We start from the raw sequence: 17,278 nt of genomic DNA, 5'->3' as shown, positions 1-17,278 counted from the left end.
CGTTTTCCGTAGTCAAACTAATCGAGTGTAGTATAAAAACCTCCTCTGTCAGAACGACACAGAGGCGACACGACCGTTCTCTCGTTTATCCACCATCGTAAATCGATTCTCCTGTCCAGTTCCGTCACCAAGACGTAATCGGGATTTCACGCAGGGGTTGAGGGAGTGGAATATCGACTGTCGAATCGGTGTAGTGAGAGAGATAAAACCCGACGATGATCTCTAGGGATCGGACGGCTTTTATCCCCGGTGAGTAGTTCACGTCTTCACCGTTCAGAATGTCCTGTATATGGATCGCTGCGTTCGCAAACGATCGCTTGTAGTCGTTCTCCCACGTCCATGCACCGTCGATCCCCGGCAGTGGTCGCTCCACGTGCTCCCCTTCTTCGAGCGACCAATATTTCCACACTCCGTCATCGTTGTTCATATAAAGTTTCCCTTCCGTCCCTATGAAATTGAGAGTCATTGAGGATATTTCTCTCGGAATGGTGCAGTCGACGGTTACGAACGAACCGTCATCCATCACGACGTGTCCTCCACCACCAGCATCGACTACTTCCTCCGCTGCACCGAGAGAGTCGATCGCTTCATTTTCACCAGTTATGTGTCCACTCACCTGTTTGGCTCGCGCATCGAGGAGGTAGACCAGGGTATCTAAGACGTGAGTGGAGTTTCGCATCAGCTCCATCCTGTACTGAGTGCTCACCGACTTCACATCTCCGAGAATATTTTCATCGTGGATGAGATCGTGTAACCGCTGCAGCTTGTCCGTAAACCGGAATGAATGGTTGATGAGGAGCTCCGTATCGGTTTGCTCGCAAACTTCGACCATCTCCTCCGCTTCACTCACTTGGGAGGCGATCGGTTTCTCACACCAGATAACGTCCGGATTTGCCGCCGATCGCGCAGCATCAATAGTGTGTTCGTAATGGAGATACGAGGGTGTGCAGACTGAAACCACGTCCAAATCTTCGTTAGCGAGCATTGCTTCGTGACCGACGTACCGCTGACTGGGGGGGATATCCCACGCATCGCCAAACGTAGCAAGTTTTTCCTCATCAACATCTGCGACGGCGACAAGTTCGATCTCTTCGGTATTGTCATACCCTCCAGCGTGGCTAGCGTCGATTTTTTTGTTCCCGATATCCTCTACGTCGTGCATCCCGAGAATTCCCATCCCAGCGATGCCTCCTGTTCCGATAATACCAGCTTTATACCTCATTCTGTGTTTCCTCTACTATTGTGCTTTTGGTGCATATGCTTGGGGTTCATCGTTGCTCGATCAGAGTAGCACGCGCTAGGCCTTTGCGAACACGATGTCTGTACCATATGCATCGATTGTAATAAAACTATGAGTACCACGCGGTTGGCTAAGCATATTCGGAAAATGGGGCGATTTGTATCTCTCGTTCGTGTTCAGTACTCTTCGTGAAGAGACGGGGCGTCGAATTCCCCGTCAGTAAACGCTATCGGGGACGGATCCTCGACTACTCTCAGGTCGTCACGACCACGAGCTTCCTCCACCAGAGCGGGCGATGCATAGAGCCGGTGAAGGTGCATTGTATCGGGCGCTCTGAGCACGCGCACTGTCTCTGTGTCGACCACACCGATGGTTGATAACGCTGCCACTACACCGGCGTGATCGCTTTCGACGACCGGAGGTAGCTTGACACCGCGAATCGTACTCGCGGTCAGCGCATTGATCAGCGTTGTCGCTGCATCAAGATCTCGCACGATATCTTCGTGGATCACGTCTGCCGAACCAATGCCCATCGCGTTTCCGTGTGTCGTCGTCGTCAGCCCTCGTACATAAATACGCTTGAGATTAGGCGATTCCGGTTCCGGCTCGTTAATCGAGAACGGTCTCCGTCCGATTACGTTCGTGTCAATTCCCTGTCCACTGATGTCTTTCCCTTGTCGGTCGAAAATGACGAGATCAAGCTCGTCAAACGGCAATTTCGGCATCCACTCGTACGCTTGTTCGAGCAGCTCTCGTTCACGATTGAGAAATCCACTCGAAGGGATTCCCTCGATATACGCTGTATCATCGTGTTGATCCTCGACGATCGCGACACCCCCAACCACTGGCAATGCTTTGAGGAGTTGTTCGGTGATTTCCGGGATCATCTGGCGAAAAGACCAGTCAACGGCCCATTCGTGAGCGATTTTAGCACCACGTTGTTTTCCCATTCCGATGACCAGCATTTTCGAGAGTCCACTCTCGACGGATCCATCGAAGTCCGTATGAGGTTTGATCCGATTGATCGGGATTATCGCGTCTGCACCGACCGCGTTCGCATCCGCAACGACAGGTACGTCGCGATTCGGAGTCCGACCGACTTCGACTACATCCATTTGGGATCGGATTTCACAGCCGACCGACTGCTCTGAAACACCGAGGTCGTTGAGCATCTCTCGTTGACCTTCGTCCGTAGCCCCGCCGTGGCTTCCCATTGCTGGAAATAGGAAGGGTGTGTATCCCATTTCGGACAACGCGTCGACGACGCCCGTAACGATATCCGCGAGATTCGCGATTCCGCGGCTTCCAACCCCGATTGCGACTTCACCTCCGTTGGGGACGTCGTGTAGTGGGAGGGAACGGACCGCTTCAGCCGCACGCGACTCGATCGATTCGGTTGGGATGGGCTGCGTATTCCAGACCTGCTCGATGACTCCCATTTCCGGGAGCGGTGGGTCTCCACACGCTTCTATAATCGTTTTCTCGGGTACTGATAGTTCGTCGGCAGTCTCCATAGAATCCATACCCGGTCAATCACTTGGCAGCTGATAAACCTACTCCTTAGCCGCGGTTGTCGACGCACCAATACGGCAGTTTTTGTCGGTATGCTCACTTTTAACCGAAGGGGTACTCGATTCTGCTTCAATGCGATTTGTTCGCTATACTGATGGGTCGACTCCCACGTGGGGAGTAGAACGCAAAGGAACAATTCATTCGCTCTCCGGACTTCCACAAGGAGAACCGGATCTGGCAGACGTTTCCGATAAGAGATATCGCTCGCGAATACGCACTCTCGTCACAAGCGAGGCGCTTCCACAAACTGCGCGTTCCGAGGTTTCGCTTCTAGCACCAGTTCCTCAACCCGGAAAGATCGTTTGCTGTGGGATGAACTATCGAGATCACGCAGAGGAACAAGACGAAACCATTCCTGACTCTCCGATGCTATTCGGGAAGGCTCCGACTGCAGTCACCAACCCGGGGGATCCAATCGTCCATCCGGACCCCAATGGTACCGAGCAGGTAGATTACGAAGTCGAGTTAGGCGTCGTCATCGGTCGGGATATCACGGACGGTAGTGAATCGGATGTCTACGACCGTATCGCGGGATACACTATCGTTAACGACGTGAGCGGGCGAACGGCACAACAGTCGGATGGTCAGTTCTTCCGCGGGAAAAGCTACGATACGTTCGCCCCCATGGGACCGGTACTCATCGCGGATGAGGACTTCGATCCGAACGCCGTCGACGTCGAACTGAGAGTCGACGGCGAGACGAAGCAGTCCTCAAACACCGAGGAATTCATTTTTGATGTCGGAGAACTCGTTTCCTACATCAGTCAATCCATGACTCTCCGTCAGGGGGATGTCGTCGCGACAGGGACACCCGGCGGTGTTGGAATCTTCCGTGACCCCGTCGAAGTCCTGGAGCCGGGACAAACAGTCGAGGCTGAAATCGAGAAGATCGGTACCCTTCGAAATCCAGTGGTCGCTGAATAGCTTGGACTGCTGACCCGTCCTATCGACGACTTCCGATCAGGACGACAACTATATCGTTCACGTTCGTCCCCGTCGGTCCCGTTTGAATCGTGGCACCGACTTCCGAGAGGTACGAACCCGCATCGTTTTTGGAGAGGGACTCCGCCGCGCGGGTCACGTCTATCACCGTTTCCGCGTCCACGATAGCTCCTGCAACCTCGGAAGCACCATCTTTGCCGTCGGTATCCACCGAAGCGATGACAGTATTTTGCTCTATCTCCTGAGCCGCTGAGAGAACCAGCTCTTGATTCGGCCCCCCCGTTCCCGGGTCGGCCGAAACCGTGACAGTCCATTCTCCACCGACAAGTATCGCTACGGGTGGTTCAACTGGGTTTCCTGAAGCTAGGCACTCGTCTGCTACTGAAAGGATTGTGTCGGCGGTCTCACATGCTTCTCCTCCGAGCCGTGACGACAGTACGATCGCTTCATAACCTTGTTCCCTCGCGACTCGTTGAGCGGCTTCTAAAGCAGTTAGATTGTCCGAAATCAAATGTTCCACGGAGTGATCGAAGACGGCATTGTTCTCAAATGGGGTCTCGAGAATACGCCCCATCTCTCCCGATTTGAGGTGATCGGATACGGATTGCGGCGGATTGATTTCGTATCGATCGAACACTGCCAGCGCATCGCTAAACGTCGTCTCATCCGGTACGGTTGGTCCGCTTCCGATCGTCGAAAGGTCGTTTCCGGTTACATCGGATACAATCAGTGTCACGACTGTCGCTGGAGCTGCTCTCTGCATCAACTGTCCACCTTTAACGCGTGAGAGGTGTTTCCGAACGGTGTTGATCTCTTGAATTGGGACTCCCCTCTTTAGTAATGCCTCTGTTGTGGTATGGAGATCGTCTATCGACAGATCCCTAGCTGGCGACGAAAGCAATGCACTGCTACCACCGGTCACTACGACCAGTACGAGCGTCTCCGAACCGACCGAATCGAGAAGTTCGAGTATCTCCTCCGTGGCTTCAACGTTTCGTTGGGATGGAAATGGATGATCTCCAATCAGACAGTCAACCGACTTTGTTTCTGTGCCTGTCTGTGTAACAATCATCCCCCCCGAGATTCATTCTCCGAGAATCGACTCGAGGGCGACGATGACCCCTCCACTTGCCTTCCCTCCACCGACAATAAGAATATTTTCGAACTTTTTGAGGTTATAGACACGTTCCCCAATCGTGAGTTCTTCGCCACTCATCGAGACGGTGGATTGTGTCGCAACTTCTGGCGCGGCCGATTCGATAGCCGCCTCGATACAGTCGAGTACCTGTTCGTGAGCTTTGCTCTCGGTGAGGGTTTCCCTGTTTTGTATCACGGTATCGAGTCAGCATCTTGGAGTTAAAAAGTTATACATCCGCTCAAAATCTGTCCAAAGCAGGGTGTCCGAAATCCTCTACAGGGCTCTCAAAGCTGACTCGATGGGCAGTGGACAATCGTCTTACCGTCCGAGTTCCGGATCACGACACCATCTTCGTCAGTCGTCGCCTCGAATCTCTCGTTCCAGGCTTTTTCGCCGTCGGGGGACGCCATCACTCCCGACGCGAACCAGTGTTCTCCAGGTTGGTGGGAACCCCGCAACGTGGGAACGACGGTTCGTGGATGATTCAGATTTGTGTTCGGTTCTTCGTCGACGACGACCGGGGTACGATCATCGATCAAATCGATGATGCCGCTCAAACCGTTGGGGTACCTGGCGAGTGCGGTTGCGTCCCGAATGTCGTGATCGAACGCCGAATCGTCGTCCCCCAATTGATTGAGCGCGAACCCACCCTCTTCACTGTAAACCGGTCGGTCGGTCCGCAATCTATGCACACGTACATGCCAAGGGAGTGCTGGAGCAAGCCACGTGTCGACAGTGACTCCACTCCACGGCACCCACCGTGATCGTAATGTGGTCCCACTACTGCCCATACTGGTCGCTGTAGCCGGAATCTTGTACTGGTCCCCATCGAGACTTAGCGCGAGGGCACTGTCGTGGCCTGCCTTCCCTTTGCCGGGCGACCGCCCGGCAACCGAGAACGCAAACTCAGTCGAGTACGCGAATTTCGTGTATTTTTCTCGTCCGTGAACACTGTCCTGAGCGGACGAAAGCGCAAACAAGTGGTCGTCGTCGCGGAGGATGACCTTCCCGGCCTCCCGTTGAACGACTTCGTCCGGAAGTTCCGGGAGTGGCTTCTCCGAGGATTTCCAGAACGGGTGGTTAGAGTCGAGTGCGAGTGGGAAGAAGGCTTTCATCCCCCAATACGGGGAGTTCGAGGAGTTATATGTCTCCGATACTTTTAGAGTGGGGTATCGATACCCGACAGACAGGAGTCCGCCGTCTGTGAAGATTGGTTGATTGAGCCACCACCTGATATTACGTGCCCAGATACCTCGGATGACTCCCCACGGAAGCGGGTTTACCCCGGCGAAGGCGAGTCCTCCCCAGAACGATGCTTGCGCGAATCGGTATGTCAGACTTCGACCGAAGGGGATCGCGCGACCGCTCTTATCGAACCAGTGGATATGATGAGTGGCGAACTTCTCGGCTCGGGTGCGGAATGTTTCGGCTCTCTCCGGGTCCTGGTCACCCATTAACTCGGCGTAGATCAACCCGTAGAAGTGCATTGCCCACGGAAGGTAGTAGTCGATTGGACTTTGGTCGTCTTTCGGCCCATCTGTGTACCAACCATCGGAGAGGTAAAACGAATCGAGACGATCGAGGGATTGCTGAGTGAACTCCCAATCGTGTCGTGCACCAACCGAACGAAGTCCCAGGTTCACCATCACTCGGAAGAAGAGCCAGTTGCAGTCGTAGAGCTCGACATCATTTATCTGGTTCAACCAAGTGACTAACCGTTCTCGCTCGTTTTGGGACAATGGCTCCCAAACGTTCTCCGGCGCGAGTGCGAGTCCGACTCCGATCGCAGCCATCTCGACGTGCTTCTGCGAGTAGTCATCTGCTTTCCCCCAGTACTCCTCGTGGGTAGGATCCGTTCCATTGATCAACCCAGTTCGGAGAATAGACCAGTGATCGAACTCCCCGTGGACACTCAGCGGAACGATTCCCCACAGCGGTCTGGCAAACCCCTCCAACTCGGCCGATACAGGAGGAAAACGAGCGCCGGTAGCCGTCGGTCTAACTCTCGCTTTTCCTTCGCTGAAATGAGGGACGAGTGGTTCGTACAGTTGTTCTACTGCCCGTTCGAAGTCGTTTCGGGTTCGAAGTGGATTCTCTTTCAGCGGATTCACGTTTCACCTTTATCGATTGGTCGTATAAACATACCGCCCCGTGTCTTTTTCGCGTCGTCTAAAACGTTCGATTCCATTTCGTTGGGCCTCCTCGTTACCCTATGACTGCGATTTTATCGTCTTTATCACCAGTAGCGAGTCCAATGTTGGGTTGCCCGAACGAGTCCCTCTACGTAGAAGTAGTCACCCCAGATGCAACACTCGTCATAATCGCCGTCGGAAGGGTCGTATGCGCCATCCGTGAGTAATCCGTTCGATTCAGTGTCTTCGGTTGAGTAGTTTGTTGCGAGGCTCCCCAGCGTCTTTAGCGCCGCATTCTGGTAGCAGCGAGTTCGGTCATCAGCAAATGGGAGTTGACACGTGAGTTCGTGGAGGCCGCAAGCAGCAATCGCAGCGGCTGAGCTGTCGCGAATGTCTTGGTCAGGAGGTGCATCGAAATCCCAACGGGGGACGTGGTCGTCTTCGACCTTTGAGAGATAGTAATTCGCTAGTTTGGCAGCGATTTCGACGTACTCGCCCTCATCGGTGTAGTCGCCCGCGAGAGCGTACCCGTAGATTGCCCACGTTTGTCCCCGTGACCAACAGGAGCTCGCTTTATATCCCTGTGCTGTTTCTCCACCGATTGGCTTTCCGGTGACGACATCGCATTTGAACGTATGAAATGTGGATCCGTCCGGACGGATGATGTGCTGTCCGTTCGTCCTCGCGTGCGTCTCTCCTATCGAAGCGTACGTCGGGTCTCCAGTCGTTTCACTCGCCCAAAACAGCAGGGGAAGGTTCATCATCGAATCGACGATCATCCGGCCTTTTTCCCAGGAGTCCTCGGCTTCTTCGTGGTCGCCCCAGGCTTGAATGAGACCTGGTGGTTCCCAGAAACGATCGATCAAGTAGTCGGCTGCGGTAATAGCGGCGGACCGATATCGATCAGTTCCCGTTAGTCGGTGACCGGCTATCGCGGACAATGTATAGAGAAATCCAAGATCGTGTGTTTTGACGTCCCCCGATTTCAGTCGCCGCTCGAAAGTTTCGAGCTGTGCTTCGGCGGCTCTCCGGTATCGGGAGTCCCCCGTTACTTCGTAAGCGAGCCAGCACAGGCCGGTCCAAAACGATGTCGTCCACCCATTGGTGTTGTCCGTCGATGAATAAATGAAGTCCTCGCTAGATGGTCCAGGGAAACGGTCGTAATATTCATCGAGATTGCGATCGATCTGATCAATTGCAACCGACAGTGCGCGTTCAAGTTCCGCACGCTTGATGTCCGGAGGTTGTGCGTATTCATCGGGTATTTCGTGATCTGAAATTCTCGCCCGTAGCGCGGCTGGTCTTCGTGGCATCTACAGTTCGTTCCTATGCAAGTCTAATAAGCTTATCGTGGACTTTCCGTCACACTGCCGACTGACATCGACCCGTATTCGGCCAGTTTCGGACGCATGATTGGCCTCTCCTTCATTGATCAATACGAAATCCATTAGTGAGCCTATTATCAGAGATACTGTTCCTGTATTCGGTTTGCTTACACACATATTTATGTCTACTGAACGTTAGTCACATATGATGGTAGATACTCAATCACCGAACCGGGTGAAAACGGCACAAACCACCTTCCAGATTTTAGATGTGCTGAAATCGAAGAACAAGTCCACGGTAACCGAACTGACCAAAGAGTTTGAACTCTCGAAAAGCAGCCTTCATAACTACCTCAGTACTCTCGAAGAAGGGGGCTACGTGATCAAAGAGGGAAACGACTATCGAATTGGTCTTAAGTTGCTCGATTTGGGAGGTCACGCACAGCATAGACAGCGCCTCTACAATATCGCGAAAGACGAAGTAACTGCGTTAGCCGATGAATCGAACGAATTGGCGAATCTGCTCGTCGAAGAAAATGGTAAAGGGTTCTACCTGCACCGTGCTCACGGCGAGGACGCAGTCATGACGGATTCGTACATTGGCCAGGAAGTGTACCTTCATAACACTGGTCTCGGGAAAGCGATACTAGCAAATCTATCGAAAGATCGCGTCGTGGAGATTCTTGATCAGCACGGAATGCCAGCGGCAACTGAAAATACAATAACTGACCGTGAAAAGTTGTTCGATGAGCTCGATCAGGTTCGTGAGGCGGGTTACGCACTGGATGATGAAGCACGTGTGAAAGGCCTTCGCTGTGTTGCGGTTCCAATCATCAACAACTCTAACGAGGTCGAAGGCGCAATCAGCGTTTCAGGACCGACAAGCAGGTTTCAGAACAAACGCTTCCACGAAGAGCTGCCTGATATGCTTCAAAGCGTCGCTAACATTATCGAACTCAATATCACCTACACCTAACTGTTCCTGCATTAGTGACATCACAACCACTCTTTGAGGTGGTGTATCCGTTTATTCTGAACCAACATACATCAATATTGGATTAGTGCCAATAGCAACTAGGTGGTACAGTATTATTGCCGAAGAAGTGTGTTTAAGTTGGTGTAGATTTATAAATACTAAACAATAATCAGTAATACTGAATCGAGTTCAGTTTCTTTTGGGCTGCAGTTTGGAACATCGATAGCAGCCAACTGTCCGTCGATTAATTGTTGCGCTCTATGTGGCCCTATGTCGACTAAACACCCACCATGACAATAGTAGTACTGTAATGCCATTTCCTGGCGTGAAAATAATTTTGATCTATTTCGTCTGAATTCCACCACTGATCCAAGTTCCAGATCGGATGCTTCGATGGCGATGAATTGGTGAGATATCTCAACACTTCCTATTTTTCGTATATCGTCAAGATGAAAAGATATGAGACCATATAGCGTATTCTCATTACTCTATTGGCCAAAATTTTAGTGAAATTCGACTACTCGAAACCGCGGAGTGATATTACATTCGTAGTATTGTAATACATATTCAGGCAGTATTACCTTAAACCACGAATCTCCTGATGGACACTCTCTAGAAAAACCAGTTTGAGAAGCTGTCAATCCATAGATTCACTGGTCAAATTCAACCAACCATCGCACATTAAAACGATTAAGACACGAGGCTTGAATGTTGAGAGCATGTGCGGACGGTGAATACTCTGATCGTCGTCCGCTTTCACCCAACCACTTGCATAATTAAAGGGGTAAAAACAAGTCCCGGGCTCTTGATGTAAATCGATAATAGGCACTGTCTAGTTGAGCCAACTTGAGGAATGAGCAGGTTGTTGAGTAACTTGCCTAGAGATGCTCGCAAACCTGCTCAATGAAGACTTAGACGCGGATTTAGAAGAAACTTGGGAGAATGAGCGGACGGCGACGCCCGTTAGGGCGTTCGCCGTCCGCCTCCACGCGACTGGTTGTTCGCTTAGGGAGACAAAAGCAATTCTAGCACTTTTCGACGTAGAACGGTCACATCAAGCGATTTTTCAATGGGTACATCGGCTGGCTGACAGCGTCTCCGACCCGCCGTCGGCGACGCCGACGCGGGTCGCGGTGGACGAAACCGCTGTCAAAATTAACGGCGAGTGGTCTTGGGTGTACGCTGCAATAGACACCGAAACAAAGCTGCTGCTCGATATCGACGTGTTTGATCGACATGGCACAGATCAAGCGGCTGCGTTTCTGTCTGGATTAGCCGAGAAACACGATCTCTCGAACACGGTGTTTCTCGTTGATGGCTACGGCTATCGGACTGCCCTCTTTCGAATTGGATTGAGCGGTCAGCTCAACTACACCGAGCGAAACCTGATCGAGAAGTGGTTTCACACGCTCAAACAGCGGATCGACCGCTTTCATACGTCGTGGGTGGGCAGTCGGCCGAGCGTCCAGCAGTGGCTTGAACAATTTGTGCATTATTATAACCGCCAGAGACCGCACCAATCGATCGACAATCGAACACCCGTCGAGGAGGAGCTAAACTAGACAGTGCCATTTGAGACATGATCAAAAAGAGGCTTCATACGCTCAAGTTGTAGATTGACGCCTAACATCTGTTGTGAGTGGACGGCCAATCAACCAGCCGGAGTAGTCTTGGATATTCTATGCATATCTGTACCTTCATAAATCACACTGATGGTTGAACAACCAAATTATTGTCAAGGAAGAGTTTAATTAGATAGTCCAAAAAGAAGCAACCATTCTTCTGACAACACGATTGTAATTGAGAAAGTTCGGGAGTAAATTTCGACTCTGTTTCTGGCGAGTCGTCAGATGAAGAAATCACTGGGTCAAGAATTCGGATTTATCGTTGGATGTTGGGAAACGTTTGGGCTCCATCTCCGGGATTTGAGTGGTGAAGAGTCAGTGTAGACTGTGAACAGGACTCTAATCGGTCGCCTTCTTTTTTGATGGATCCGGTGAGTAGCATTTGCGCATAGATTGCCTCAAAAGTCCGGGTGGTTGTACTTCTGCTTATGATTTAGCCAATAGTAGCTAATTTCGGTCCCGTATTGAACAGGTGGATATCTGGTATCCGAAACCACTCCGAGACCAGCTGATTGAGGAAGGTCAAACGAAAGAACACCACATTGTTCTAAACTCAAACGCGACCACATTCCATATCGAATCAGCTGATGACGTCGACCACGTTGGCTGTTCTGACTCTCGTATTACAAGCCGATGAGCGAAGGAGACAGTAGTCTTATTCTTCAATGTTTCACCGTACAAATGACTAAAAATAGGCCACACAAAGCGCATCGATGATTATCAGCTGAAACGTGAGCCGTGGCGACGCCTAACGCCCCGAACACCTTTCCAATCGCAGTACCATCCCTCTCTCATGACGATTCTCGCACTCGCTGAGACAGCACACGCGCCCGATCCTGACTGCGATCTGAGTAAGGGCACAATTCGGGCCGCAGAAGAAAAAGACGTCGCCCCAAGCGAGACGGATCTCCGACTGTGTCCAGACTGTTTCCCCGAGCAAGCACCCTGATAAGTGACTGTCCATGACTGATACCGATGTCCTATACGACGTTCGCGAACGAACTGGAACCCCCGATCACGCGTCGGTCGACGACGTCTCATTTCGACCGCCGCTGCTAGATCTAGAGATGCACTAGTTAACGGTGTTCGTCTCAGACAATAGCCAGGTGGTTTCTGAGAAACCTGGACGCAGGAATAGATCGGTAGCGGCTTCTCTGAAACCATGGAGGTGACGATATTGGGAGAGATCGACGAGTCCGCTTGTTTGCCAGAGATTCCATCGATATCCGGGCAAACTCGCAAAGCGCGAAATCACCCCACCAGTTGAACATGGATTAATTCGGGGGTGCCGGGGGTTCGTTACTTCCGCTTATGGATTTAACCGGCAGGAAATCAGGTTCAATCTTCTTGTTTGTCCTCGTCGGTGGGAACAATATCAATCGCATCGAGCGGACTACCGGATGGCACTTCTAGCTTGGTGGCGATTACTGCCATCAATTTCCACGCTCGTTGTCGCCGATCTAAATCAAATTGTTTGGTGGATTCATCGCTAGCCAGATCGGAAGTGGATAAACTAAAGATAGTATATTATACTAATCTCTGTTAGCACCTGTACCGTCTAACAACGAACGAATAAGTGGATAAGGGAAGGCCAAAAGCGTTCGCGGGAGTTAGTGAGAGTCAGCGAGGAAGTCCGTCACCCACACTCAGGGCGAGGTGGGTGCAGATCGCCCATCTCAAGCACTGCATCAGGAGCAGCCAGCCGGTGTCCGCACGAACTCACATAGACCCGCGACGGACATGCCATCGTCATCGTCCCAATAAGCCGCAGACAGTGTGGACAGCGGTACTTCTGCGTCATTCGGTGGCCTCCTCGACGCGGAGCGACCCACCGCAGTCGCCACAGCTGTACTGCTCGGGGTGTTTGACGACCTTCGAGCGCTGGAAACGCGGGAGTTATCCACCGCATTCCTCGCAAATCACCCACCAGTTCGGCGATTTGAACCGTTCACAGTATCGGGGGTTGTGTCGAGCATGTCTGTCCACCGCTCGAACGTTCGCCCGTGGTCAGCCTCTTCGAACTCGTGATACTGCCATACGTGGATCAGTTCATGACGCACGGTCGAACTGAATGGCTCCCAGCCGTGTTACACCTCCCACGCAATCGCCTCAATTGGCAAATTGGGGAAATGCGCAGCGGCGACGTCCGCCGCATGCTGTTGGGCACGGTCAAGCAGGGTGCACTCAGTCGTCGGTGTTTTGTCCCCGCATTCGGTCGAACCAGCCGTACACTCAGTGAGCATTCGCTGGGTACCATCGGTCAGCGTCAGTTGGCGTGCGATAAATAGAAGAAGTGGGACGAGGTTAGCAGCAGTCGGTGAATGCACTCTTCCGGGTGGCTTCCACGCCACAGTTTTCACACTGCCAGTAGGTGTGATCGACATATCCGTACGTGTCGTAGCCAGTGTACGGGCCACTGACACGCTCGTCGTCATTGTCCTTCGATGAGAACATCTCAAATGTACCGTCGTCCGTCGCGGTTTTGACGGCGGCCATGTGTTTGCAGAATGCGTTGCGGTGGACGTGGTGTGGGCAGGTGCAGGCCCCATTGCTCACCCAAACAAAATTCTCTGACGTGCCTCACAACGGCGAGAAGGGAACTACAGTGATGCCTCTACGTAGGCAGTCTAGTTCGTGAAAGGGAAGTGGGTGTTCCCCTTCATGCAACCGTGGTAGATGCGTTGTTGTTTTACAGCATACAGTGGATTGGGACGATGACATACGTACTGACAATCATTCTCAATCACATATTTTCGGCCAAAAAATAAATTAAATCAATCCACTATTATCGTTTGTCGGGGGATCAGCCATGTGATTTCCATTAGCTTCCTGCCCCGACAAACGTGAGTAGCTCATGACGGCACACCCACCTGACTCCTCACGTTTTGATAACGAGGTCAGAATATATATTCTGCCTGATCCAGTGTGATTAAATAAAGGCCCACCGTAACTAAGGTGTCGGGTGGTTGGCGTGTACCGTCCGACTGGTGTGGGAGTAGTGTGGTGGCATTTCACTGGTTCCCACATCCTAACCTCTCACCTCAAATGTCGCTATGTCGGTCACAGTAGTCTCTGGATTAGTTCCTTCACAAATCCACGCCAAGCAACGACATAAAGAGTCCGTACGTCAGACAGATGCTGTTGAACGATGCAACGCGAATGCTACAAATCGCGCGCTTGGACGGTTTTGCGATCGTTTTCTTCGGCTCGGCGAGCAGCGTCCTCGAGAATTGATGCGACTTCCTCATCGAGTGCATCGTAGAAGTCACTCGCCACATTCTGTCCTTCGAGCTGTTCTTTCACTGCGGATTGGACAATCAAATCAGCCATACAAGCGCTCAGACGGTATAATACTGCAAAAGACCAGTGGCAGAAGAGCTGAGAAAAACGACTGATTCGGATCATTGGTGAAGAAATCTCTCGGGTGATTTGTAAGCCCGAGTTCCCAGCGGTGACCGCTCGGTAGGTCGCAAATACGGTCGAGAATGTCGCGACCGAACATCGATACCGAGTGAACAAGTATGATATATGCAAATAAACCTTATTTTAATTACACATGGATACAGCCAAAAAACTGATTCAAGCGGAAGGAATAGAACCGTTTGTCGGGTCAATCACTCTATGGGTGTGGTTGAAGTGGTTAGCTCTTTCCCGACACCCGTGAGAAGCGTTCATGTGCATCCAATAATCCTCACGGGTTTTCGGTACTGACATTCTCTATGACGAGTGGAATGGCGGCGGAGTTTAAGTGATCACGTCAGATGGAAGAGAGATTTTTATCGATTGACACCGTCGAGAATCACGGTTGGAGTTTGGTTTTGATAGACTGGTCAGAATGTCTTTTTCCGGTGCGTTCATTGGTCGAATTGGCTCGAGGAAACTCGGCCACCACCCCTGTCGAAGCGAAGTCAGAGGCACAATCTCTCGACAGGATCGCTGTGAACGCAGTTCAGGTCACAGCGGCTACCCGACTATCATCCAATCCGCAGCATCTCTCAACCCGGTCCACACTGGAGCATGATCCCGCTGTCATGCCTCAGGAGTCAATCTCCCGGACCGGGATTTCCATCCAAGAGAATGCAAAAGACACTATCGGCGGTGAGTACGAGTTAGACGTAGTCGATCTAGTTAGGTGAGCTATCTCCACCACAGTTATTCACAGGTGGGCAAGTTCGTAGTCACTCAATGTCTTGCGGTGTCGCTACAGCTGCTCAACTAAAACGGTTCGTCTGATGGTATGGACAATTCGCCATCTCTGGAACCCGACATATGCAGCCCCAATCGTTACACCATTAGTGAATTAAACATTACTCCCATGAGCGATGCCGAACTCTCCGACTCCGAGATCGACGAGAAGTACGAGAGTGGCACCGATGCCCTCGTATCTCCGGACTGGCTTCACGAACACCTTGACGCGTTTCAGTCGGACGATCCCGACTGCCGACTTGTCGAAGCCGATATCAAGTACGAGGAGTCCTACGCCCAGGGACACATTCCGGGTGCTGTCGGCTTCCGCTGGGGATCTCATCTCCAAGATTCCATCGAACGCGATATTCTAAAACGAGCGGAGTTCGAGGAGATAATGCAGAATGCAGGGATCACGGAAGATACGACAGTCGTCATCTACGGCGACGAGGCTAACCAGTGGGCCGCCTACACCTACTGGCAGTTCAAGTACTACGGCCATGACGATGTCCGGCTCCTTGACGGTGGGCGTCCCTACTGGTTCGACAACGAGTATCCGACGACTGACGAAGAGCCCGACTTCACCACACGAGAGTACGAGTCGGCAGGCCCCAATGAGGAACTCCGAGCATACCGTGACCACGTTGAAGAGGTCGCTGCGATCGACGGTGAGTCCTCTCCCGAGGGTCGCGCGGAGATCGGTGATGACCCCGAGATACCATTGATCGACGTGCGTTCAGAGGCCGAGTATCGTGGTGAAAAGATCGCTCCCGAAGGGAGCAAAGAAACAGCCCGCCGGGCGGGACATATCCCCGGTGCGACGAACATCACGTGGAAAGAGAATCTCGACGATGAGGGACGATTCAAGAATAGTGACGATTTGCGCTCGGTGTATGCCGAACGGGACATTCAGGGTGACACCGAGGTGATCTCGTACTGCCGTATCGGTGAGCGGTCCTCGATTACATGGTTTGCTCTCCACGAACTGCTCGGTTGGGATGTCACGAACTACGACGGGTCGTGGACCGAGTGGGGGAACCTCGTCCGCCAACCCGTCGCGGTTGATGTCGATGAACCGGCTTCGGCCGACACGAAAGAATAGTAGGTAGATACCATTTCGCGTTTGAGACAGATAGGGATGTGTGGGTAGTGTGGAACATCCTTTCTCGCGGTCTTTTCGGTGAAAGAGTGAGATACGCCGAAAGATCGCCCACAGAACGTGGATTTTCCGGTGTGAATGAATTGCTTCGATATTTATCCACGCTTCCGGAGGCGTGGACACTCCTATGCCAGGCCTGTTGATTGGCGTGCCATGGAAAAGGACTGAATCGGTAGTTAGTTCGGCAGTTCCTTCCGTCCCGTTCGCACGCACGGCCAGCACGGGAAGTCCCCGAGAGCCTCACAATCGCAGTCATCAGGTTCGGCATCGTCGTCATCCTCCGAGGGGAAGGCGTCAAGCGTCCCGTCGTCGGTTGCGGTTTCGACGGCGGCCATGTGTTTGCAGAAGGCGTTGTGGTGGACGTGATGCGGACACGTGCAGGCCATCAGTTCCTCGGTCACGTCGTCGATGGAGACCACGTATTGGTGGTTTGCGGGGTTCTCGTGGCTCTCGTTGGTGACTTTGACCATTCCGGGGGCATCGACGTCGAAGGAAAATTGTTCCCACTGTGCGCGTTTCTGTGCCGTCTCGTCAGTTTCAAGTTCTGCGGCCGATTTCGTTGACGTGGTCTTTCGAGATTCCATTGGAAGACCGGTGCCGGGTGTTAGAGCACCCGGCGCGTTTCTACACACGCCCGAGGGCACCGTTCTTCCTACTTATTCCTTGTACGGCATAGGTGATAAAACCACCGATTCCTTACAAGGAATAAGCTTATATCGTGCGGAAATGAAAGAGTAGGTATGACTGAGGACGATGAGAGGCCGCGTAATGAGAGCGGGGAATATGTCCAAGAACACACAGAGGAGGCCGTCTTAGAAGTCATGCAGCCGCTTGAACCCTACATGACGAGTGAGATCGCGGACGAACTTGGGTGGTCACGACGGTCGGCGTATAACGTTCTTACTCGACTGCACGAGGTCAACGAGATTCGCAAGAAGAAGCCCGAGGCGCGTCGGGTGATCTGGATTCGACCGGAATAACAGT

The 17,278-nt window shown here is 52.2% G+C and carries 16 protein-coding genes and 1 pseudogene; 7 read left to right on the top strand and 10 right to left on the bottom strand.

Annotated elements, in window-relative coordinates:
* Positions 1-124: 124 nt before the first annotated feature.
* Together AC1XDK_RS26495 and AC1XDK_RS26490 are read right to left on the bottom strand one after the other, a co-directional pair.
* Entirely contained in the window at positions 125-1,222 is a 1,098-nt protein-coding gene (locus tag AC1XDK_RS26495; RefSeq protein ID WP_483353014.1) for a Gfo/Idh/MocA family protein, read from the bottom strand.
* Between the two features lie 194 nt (positions 1,223-1,416).
* Positions 1,417-2,763: a nickel pincer cofactor-dependent isomerase, group 22 gene (locus tag AC1XDK_RS26490; protein ID WP_483353013.1), complete on the bottom strand. Its 1,347-nt coding sequence runs from the start codon at positions 2,761-2,763 to the stop codon at positions 1,417-1,419.
* A 121-nt stretch (positions 2,764-2,884) separates the two neighbouring features.
* On the opposite strand from AC1XDK_RS26490, the gene AC1XDK_RS26485 reads away from it, so the two are divergent.
* On the top strand, positions 2,885-3,736 hold the full coding sequence (locus AC1XDK_RS26485) for a fumarylacetoacetate hydrolase family protein (RefSeq protein ID WP_483353012.1): 852 nt from the start codon (positions 2,885-2,887) through the stop codon (positions 3,734-3,736).
* Positions 3,737-3,755: 19 nt separating this feature from the next.
* Here the strand turns inward: AC1XDK_RS26485 and AC1XDK_RS26480 are convergent, their stop codons facing one another.
* The 4 genes and pseudogenes from AC1XDK_RS26480 to AC1XDK_RS26465 all read right to left on the bottom strand — a co-directional run bounded on the left by AC1XDK_RS26480 (position 3,756) and on the right by AC1XDK_RS26465 (position 8,337).
* Entirely contained in the window at positions 3,756-4,328 is a 573-nt protein-coding gene (locus tag AC1XDK_RS26480; protein ID WP_483353029.1) for an MOFRL family protein, read from the bottom strand.
* A gap of 21 nt (positions 4,329-4,349) precedes the next feature.
* Positions 4,350-5,087, bottom strand: a pseudogene (locus AC1XDK_RS26475) (glycerate-2-kinase family protein); the annotation flags it as partial.
* Positions 5,088-5,176: 89 nt separating this feature from the next.
* Positions 5,177-7,003: a DUF2264 domain-containing protein gene (locus tag AC1XDK_RS26470; RefSeq protein ID WP_483353011.1), complete on the bottom strand. Its 1,827-nt coding sequence runs from the start codon at positions 7,001-7,003 to the stop codon at positions 5,177-5,179.
* Positions 7,004-7,128: 125 nt separating this feature from the next.
* Positions 7,129-8,337 (bottom strand): glycoside hydrolase family 88 protein, encoded by a 1,209-nt coding sequence (locus AC1XDK_RS26465; RefSeq protein ID WP_483353010.1) that lies wholly within the window; start codon positions 8,335-8,337, stop codon positions 7,129-7,131.
* Positions 8,338-8,557: 220 nt separating this feature from the next.
* On the opposite strand from AC1XDK_RS26465, the gene AC1XDK_RS26460 reads away from it, so the two are divergent.
* The 4 genes from AC1XDK_RS26460 to AC1XDK_RS26445 all read left to right on the top strand — a co-directional run bounded on the left by AC1XDK_RS26460 (position 8,558) and on the right by AC1XDK_RS26445 (position 12,026).
* On the top strand, positions 8,558-9,325 hold the full coding sequence (locus AC1XDK_RS26460; protein WP_483353009.1) for an IclR family transcriptional regulator: 768 nt from the start codon (positions 8,558-8,560) through the stop codon (positions 9,323-9,325).
* Positions 9,326-10,209: 884 nt separating this feature from the next.
* Entirely contained in the window at positions 10,210-10,887 is a 678-nt protein-coding gene (locus AC1XDK_RS26455) for an IS6 family transposase (RefSeq protein ID WP_483353008.1), read from the top strand.
* A gap of 535 nt (positions 10,888-11,422) precedes the next feature.
* Positions 11,423-11,587: a luciferase domain-containing protein gene (locus AC1XDK_RS26450; RefSeq protein WP_483353007.1), complete on the top strand. Its 165-nt coding sequence runs from the start codon at positions 11,423-11,425 to the stop codon at positions 11,585-11,587.
* A 325-nt stretch (positions 11,588-11,912) separates the two neighbouring features.
* Positions 11,913-12,026 carry a DUF8158 family protein gene (locus AC1XDK_RS26445; RefSeq protein WP_483353006.1) on the top strand — a complete coding sequence of 38 codons (114 nt, stop codon included), beginning with the start codon at positions 11,913-11,915 and terminating at the stop codon, positions 12,024-12,026.
* 843 nt (positions 12,027-12,869) lie between these two features.
* Here the strand turns inward: AC1XDK_RS26445 and AC1XDK_RS26440 are convergent.
* The 3 genes from AC1XDK_RS26440 to AC1XDK_RS26430 all read right to left on the bottom strand — a co-directional run bounded on the left by AC1XDK_RS26440 (position 12,870) and on the right by AC1XDK_RS26430 (position 14,280).
* Positions 12,870-13,010 carry a hypothetical protein gene (locus AC1XDK_RS26440; protein WP_483353005.1) on the bottom strand — a complete coding sequence of 47 codons (141 nt, stop codon included), beginning with the start codon at positions 13,008-13,010 and terminating at the stop codon, positions 12,870-12,872.
* 244 nt (positions 13,011-13,254) lie between these two features.
* The gene (locus AC1XDK_RS26435; protein ID WP_483353004.1) at positions 13,255-13,506 is read right to left on the bottom strand and encodes a DUF8118 domain-containing protein; all 252 of its coding nucleotides are present in this window, start codon (positions 13,504-13,506) and stop codon (positions 13,255-13,257) included.
* A 606-nt stretch (positions 13,507-14,112) separates the two neighbouring features.
* Complete coding sequence (locus AC1XDK_RS26430) at positions 14,113-14,280, bottom strand: DUF1931 domain-containing protein (RefSeq protein WP_483352990.1); 168 nt, start codon at positions 14,278-14,280, stop codon at positions 14,113-14,115.
* A gap of 985 nt (positions 14,281-15,265) precedes the next feature.
* Between AC1XDK_RS26430 and AC1XDK_RS26425 the strand changes: the two genes are divergently transcribed.
* On the top strand, positions 15,266-16,237 hold the full coding sequence (locus tag AC1XDK_RS26425; protein ID WP_483353003.1) for a sulfurtransferase: 972 nt from the start codon (positions 15,266-15,268) through the stop codon (positions 16,235-16,237).
* 233 nt (positions 16,238-16,470) lie between these two features.
* Here the strand turns inward: AC1XDK_RS26425 and AC1XDK_RS26420 are convergent, their stop codons facing one another.
* The gene (locus tag AC1XDK_RS26420) at positions 16,471-16,878 is read right to left on the bottom strand and encodes an SWIM zinc finger family protein (RefSeq protein WP_483353002.1); all 408 of its coding nucleotides are present in this window, start codon (positions 16,876-16,878) and stop codon (positions 16,471-16,473) included.
* 156 nt (positions 16,879-17,034) lie between these two features.
* Here AC1XDK_RS26420 and AC1XDK_RS26415 point away from each other — a divergent pair, with 156 nt between their 5' ends.
* On the top strand, positions 17,035-17,274 hold the full coding sequence (locus AC1XDK_RS26415) for a hypothetical protein (protein WP_483353001.1): 240 nt from the start codon (positions 17,035-17,037) through the stop codon (positions 17,272-17,274).
* The last annotated feature ends 4 nt before the right edge of the window (positions 17,275-17,278 follow it).

The sequence above is a fragment of the Haladaptatus sp. HS23 genome, assembly GCF_056892285.1.
The sequence above is the reverse complement of the archived record's forward strand: the minus strand, read 5'-3'. Positions and strand labels throughout refer to the sequence as shown.

What these genes read in the sequence shown, in the direction of transcription:
- AC1XDK_RS26460 (WP_483353009.1), top strand. Translation starts at nt 8,558, where the DNA reads ATGGTAGATACTCAATCACCGAACCGGGTGAAAACGGCACAAACCACC.
- AC1XDK_RS26495 (WP_483353014.1), bottom strand. Translation starts at nt 1,222, where the DNA reads ATGAGGTATAAAGCTGGTATTATCGGAACAGGAGGCATCGCTGGGATG.
- AC1XDK_RS26455 (WP_483353008.1), top strand. Translation starts at nt 10,210, where the DNA reads ATGCTCGCAAACCTGCTCAATGAAGACTTAGACGCGGATTTAGAAGAA.
- AC1XDK_RS26415 (WP_483353001.1), top strand. Translation starts at nt 17,035, where the DNA reads ATGACTGAGGACGATGAGAGGCCGCGTAATGAGAGCGGGGAATATGTC.
- AC1XDK_RS26420 (WP_483353002.1), bottom strand. Translation starts at nt 16,878, where the DNA reads ATGGAATCTCGAAAGACCACGTCAACGAAATCGGCCGCAGAACTTGAA.
- AC1XDK_RS26445 (WP_483353006.1), top strand. Translation starts at nt 11,913, where the DNA reads ATGACTGATACCGATGTCCTATACGACGTTCGCGAACGAACTGGAACC.
- AC1XDK_RS26430 (WP_483352990.1), bottom strand. Translation starts at nt 14,280, where the DNA reads ATGGCTGATTTGATTGTCCAATCCGCAGTGAAAGAACAGCTCGAAGGA.
- AC1XDK_RS26485 (WP_483353012.1), top strand. Translation starts at nt 2,885, where the DNA reads ATGCGATTTGTTCGCTATACTGATGGGTCGACTCCCACGTGGGGAGTA.
- AC1XDK_RS26465 (WP_483353010.1), bottom strand. Translation starts at nt 8,337, where the DNA reads ATGCCACGAAGACCAGCCGCGCTACGGGCGAGAATTTCAGATCACGAA.
- AC1XDK_RS26425 (WP_483353003.1), top strand. Translation starts at nt 15,266, where the DNA reads ATGAGCGATGCCGAACTCTCCGACTCCGAGATCGACGAGAAGTACGAG.
- AC1XDK_RS26480 (WP_483353029.1), bottom strand. Translation starts at nt 4,328, where the DNA reads ATGGGGCGTATTCTCGAGACCCCATTTGAGAACAATGCCGTCTTCGAT.
- AC1XDK_RS26490 (WP_483353013.1), bottom strand. Translation starts at nt 2,763, where the DNA reads ATGGATTCTATGGAGACTGCCGACGAACTATCAGTACCCGAGAAAACG.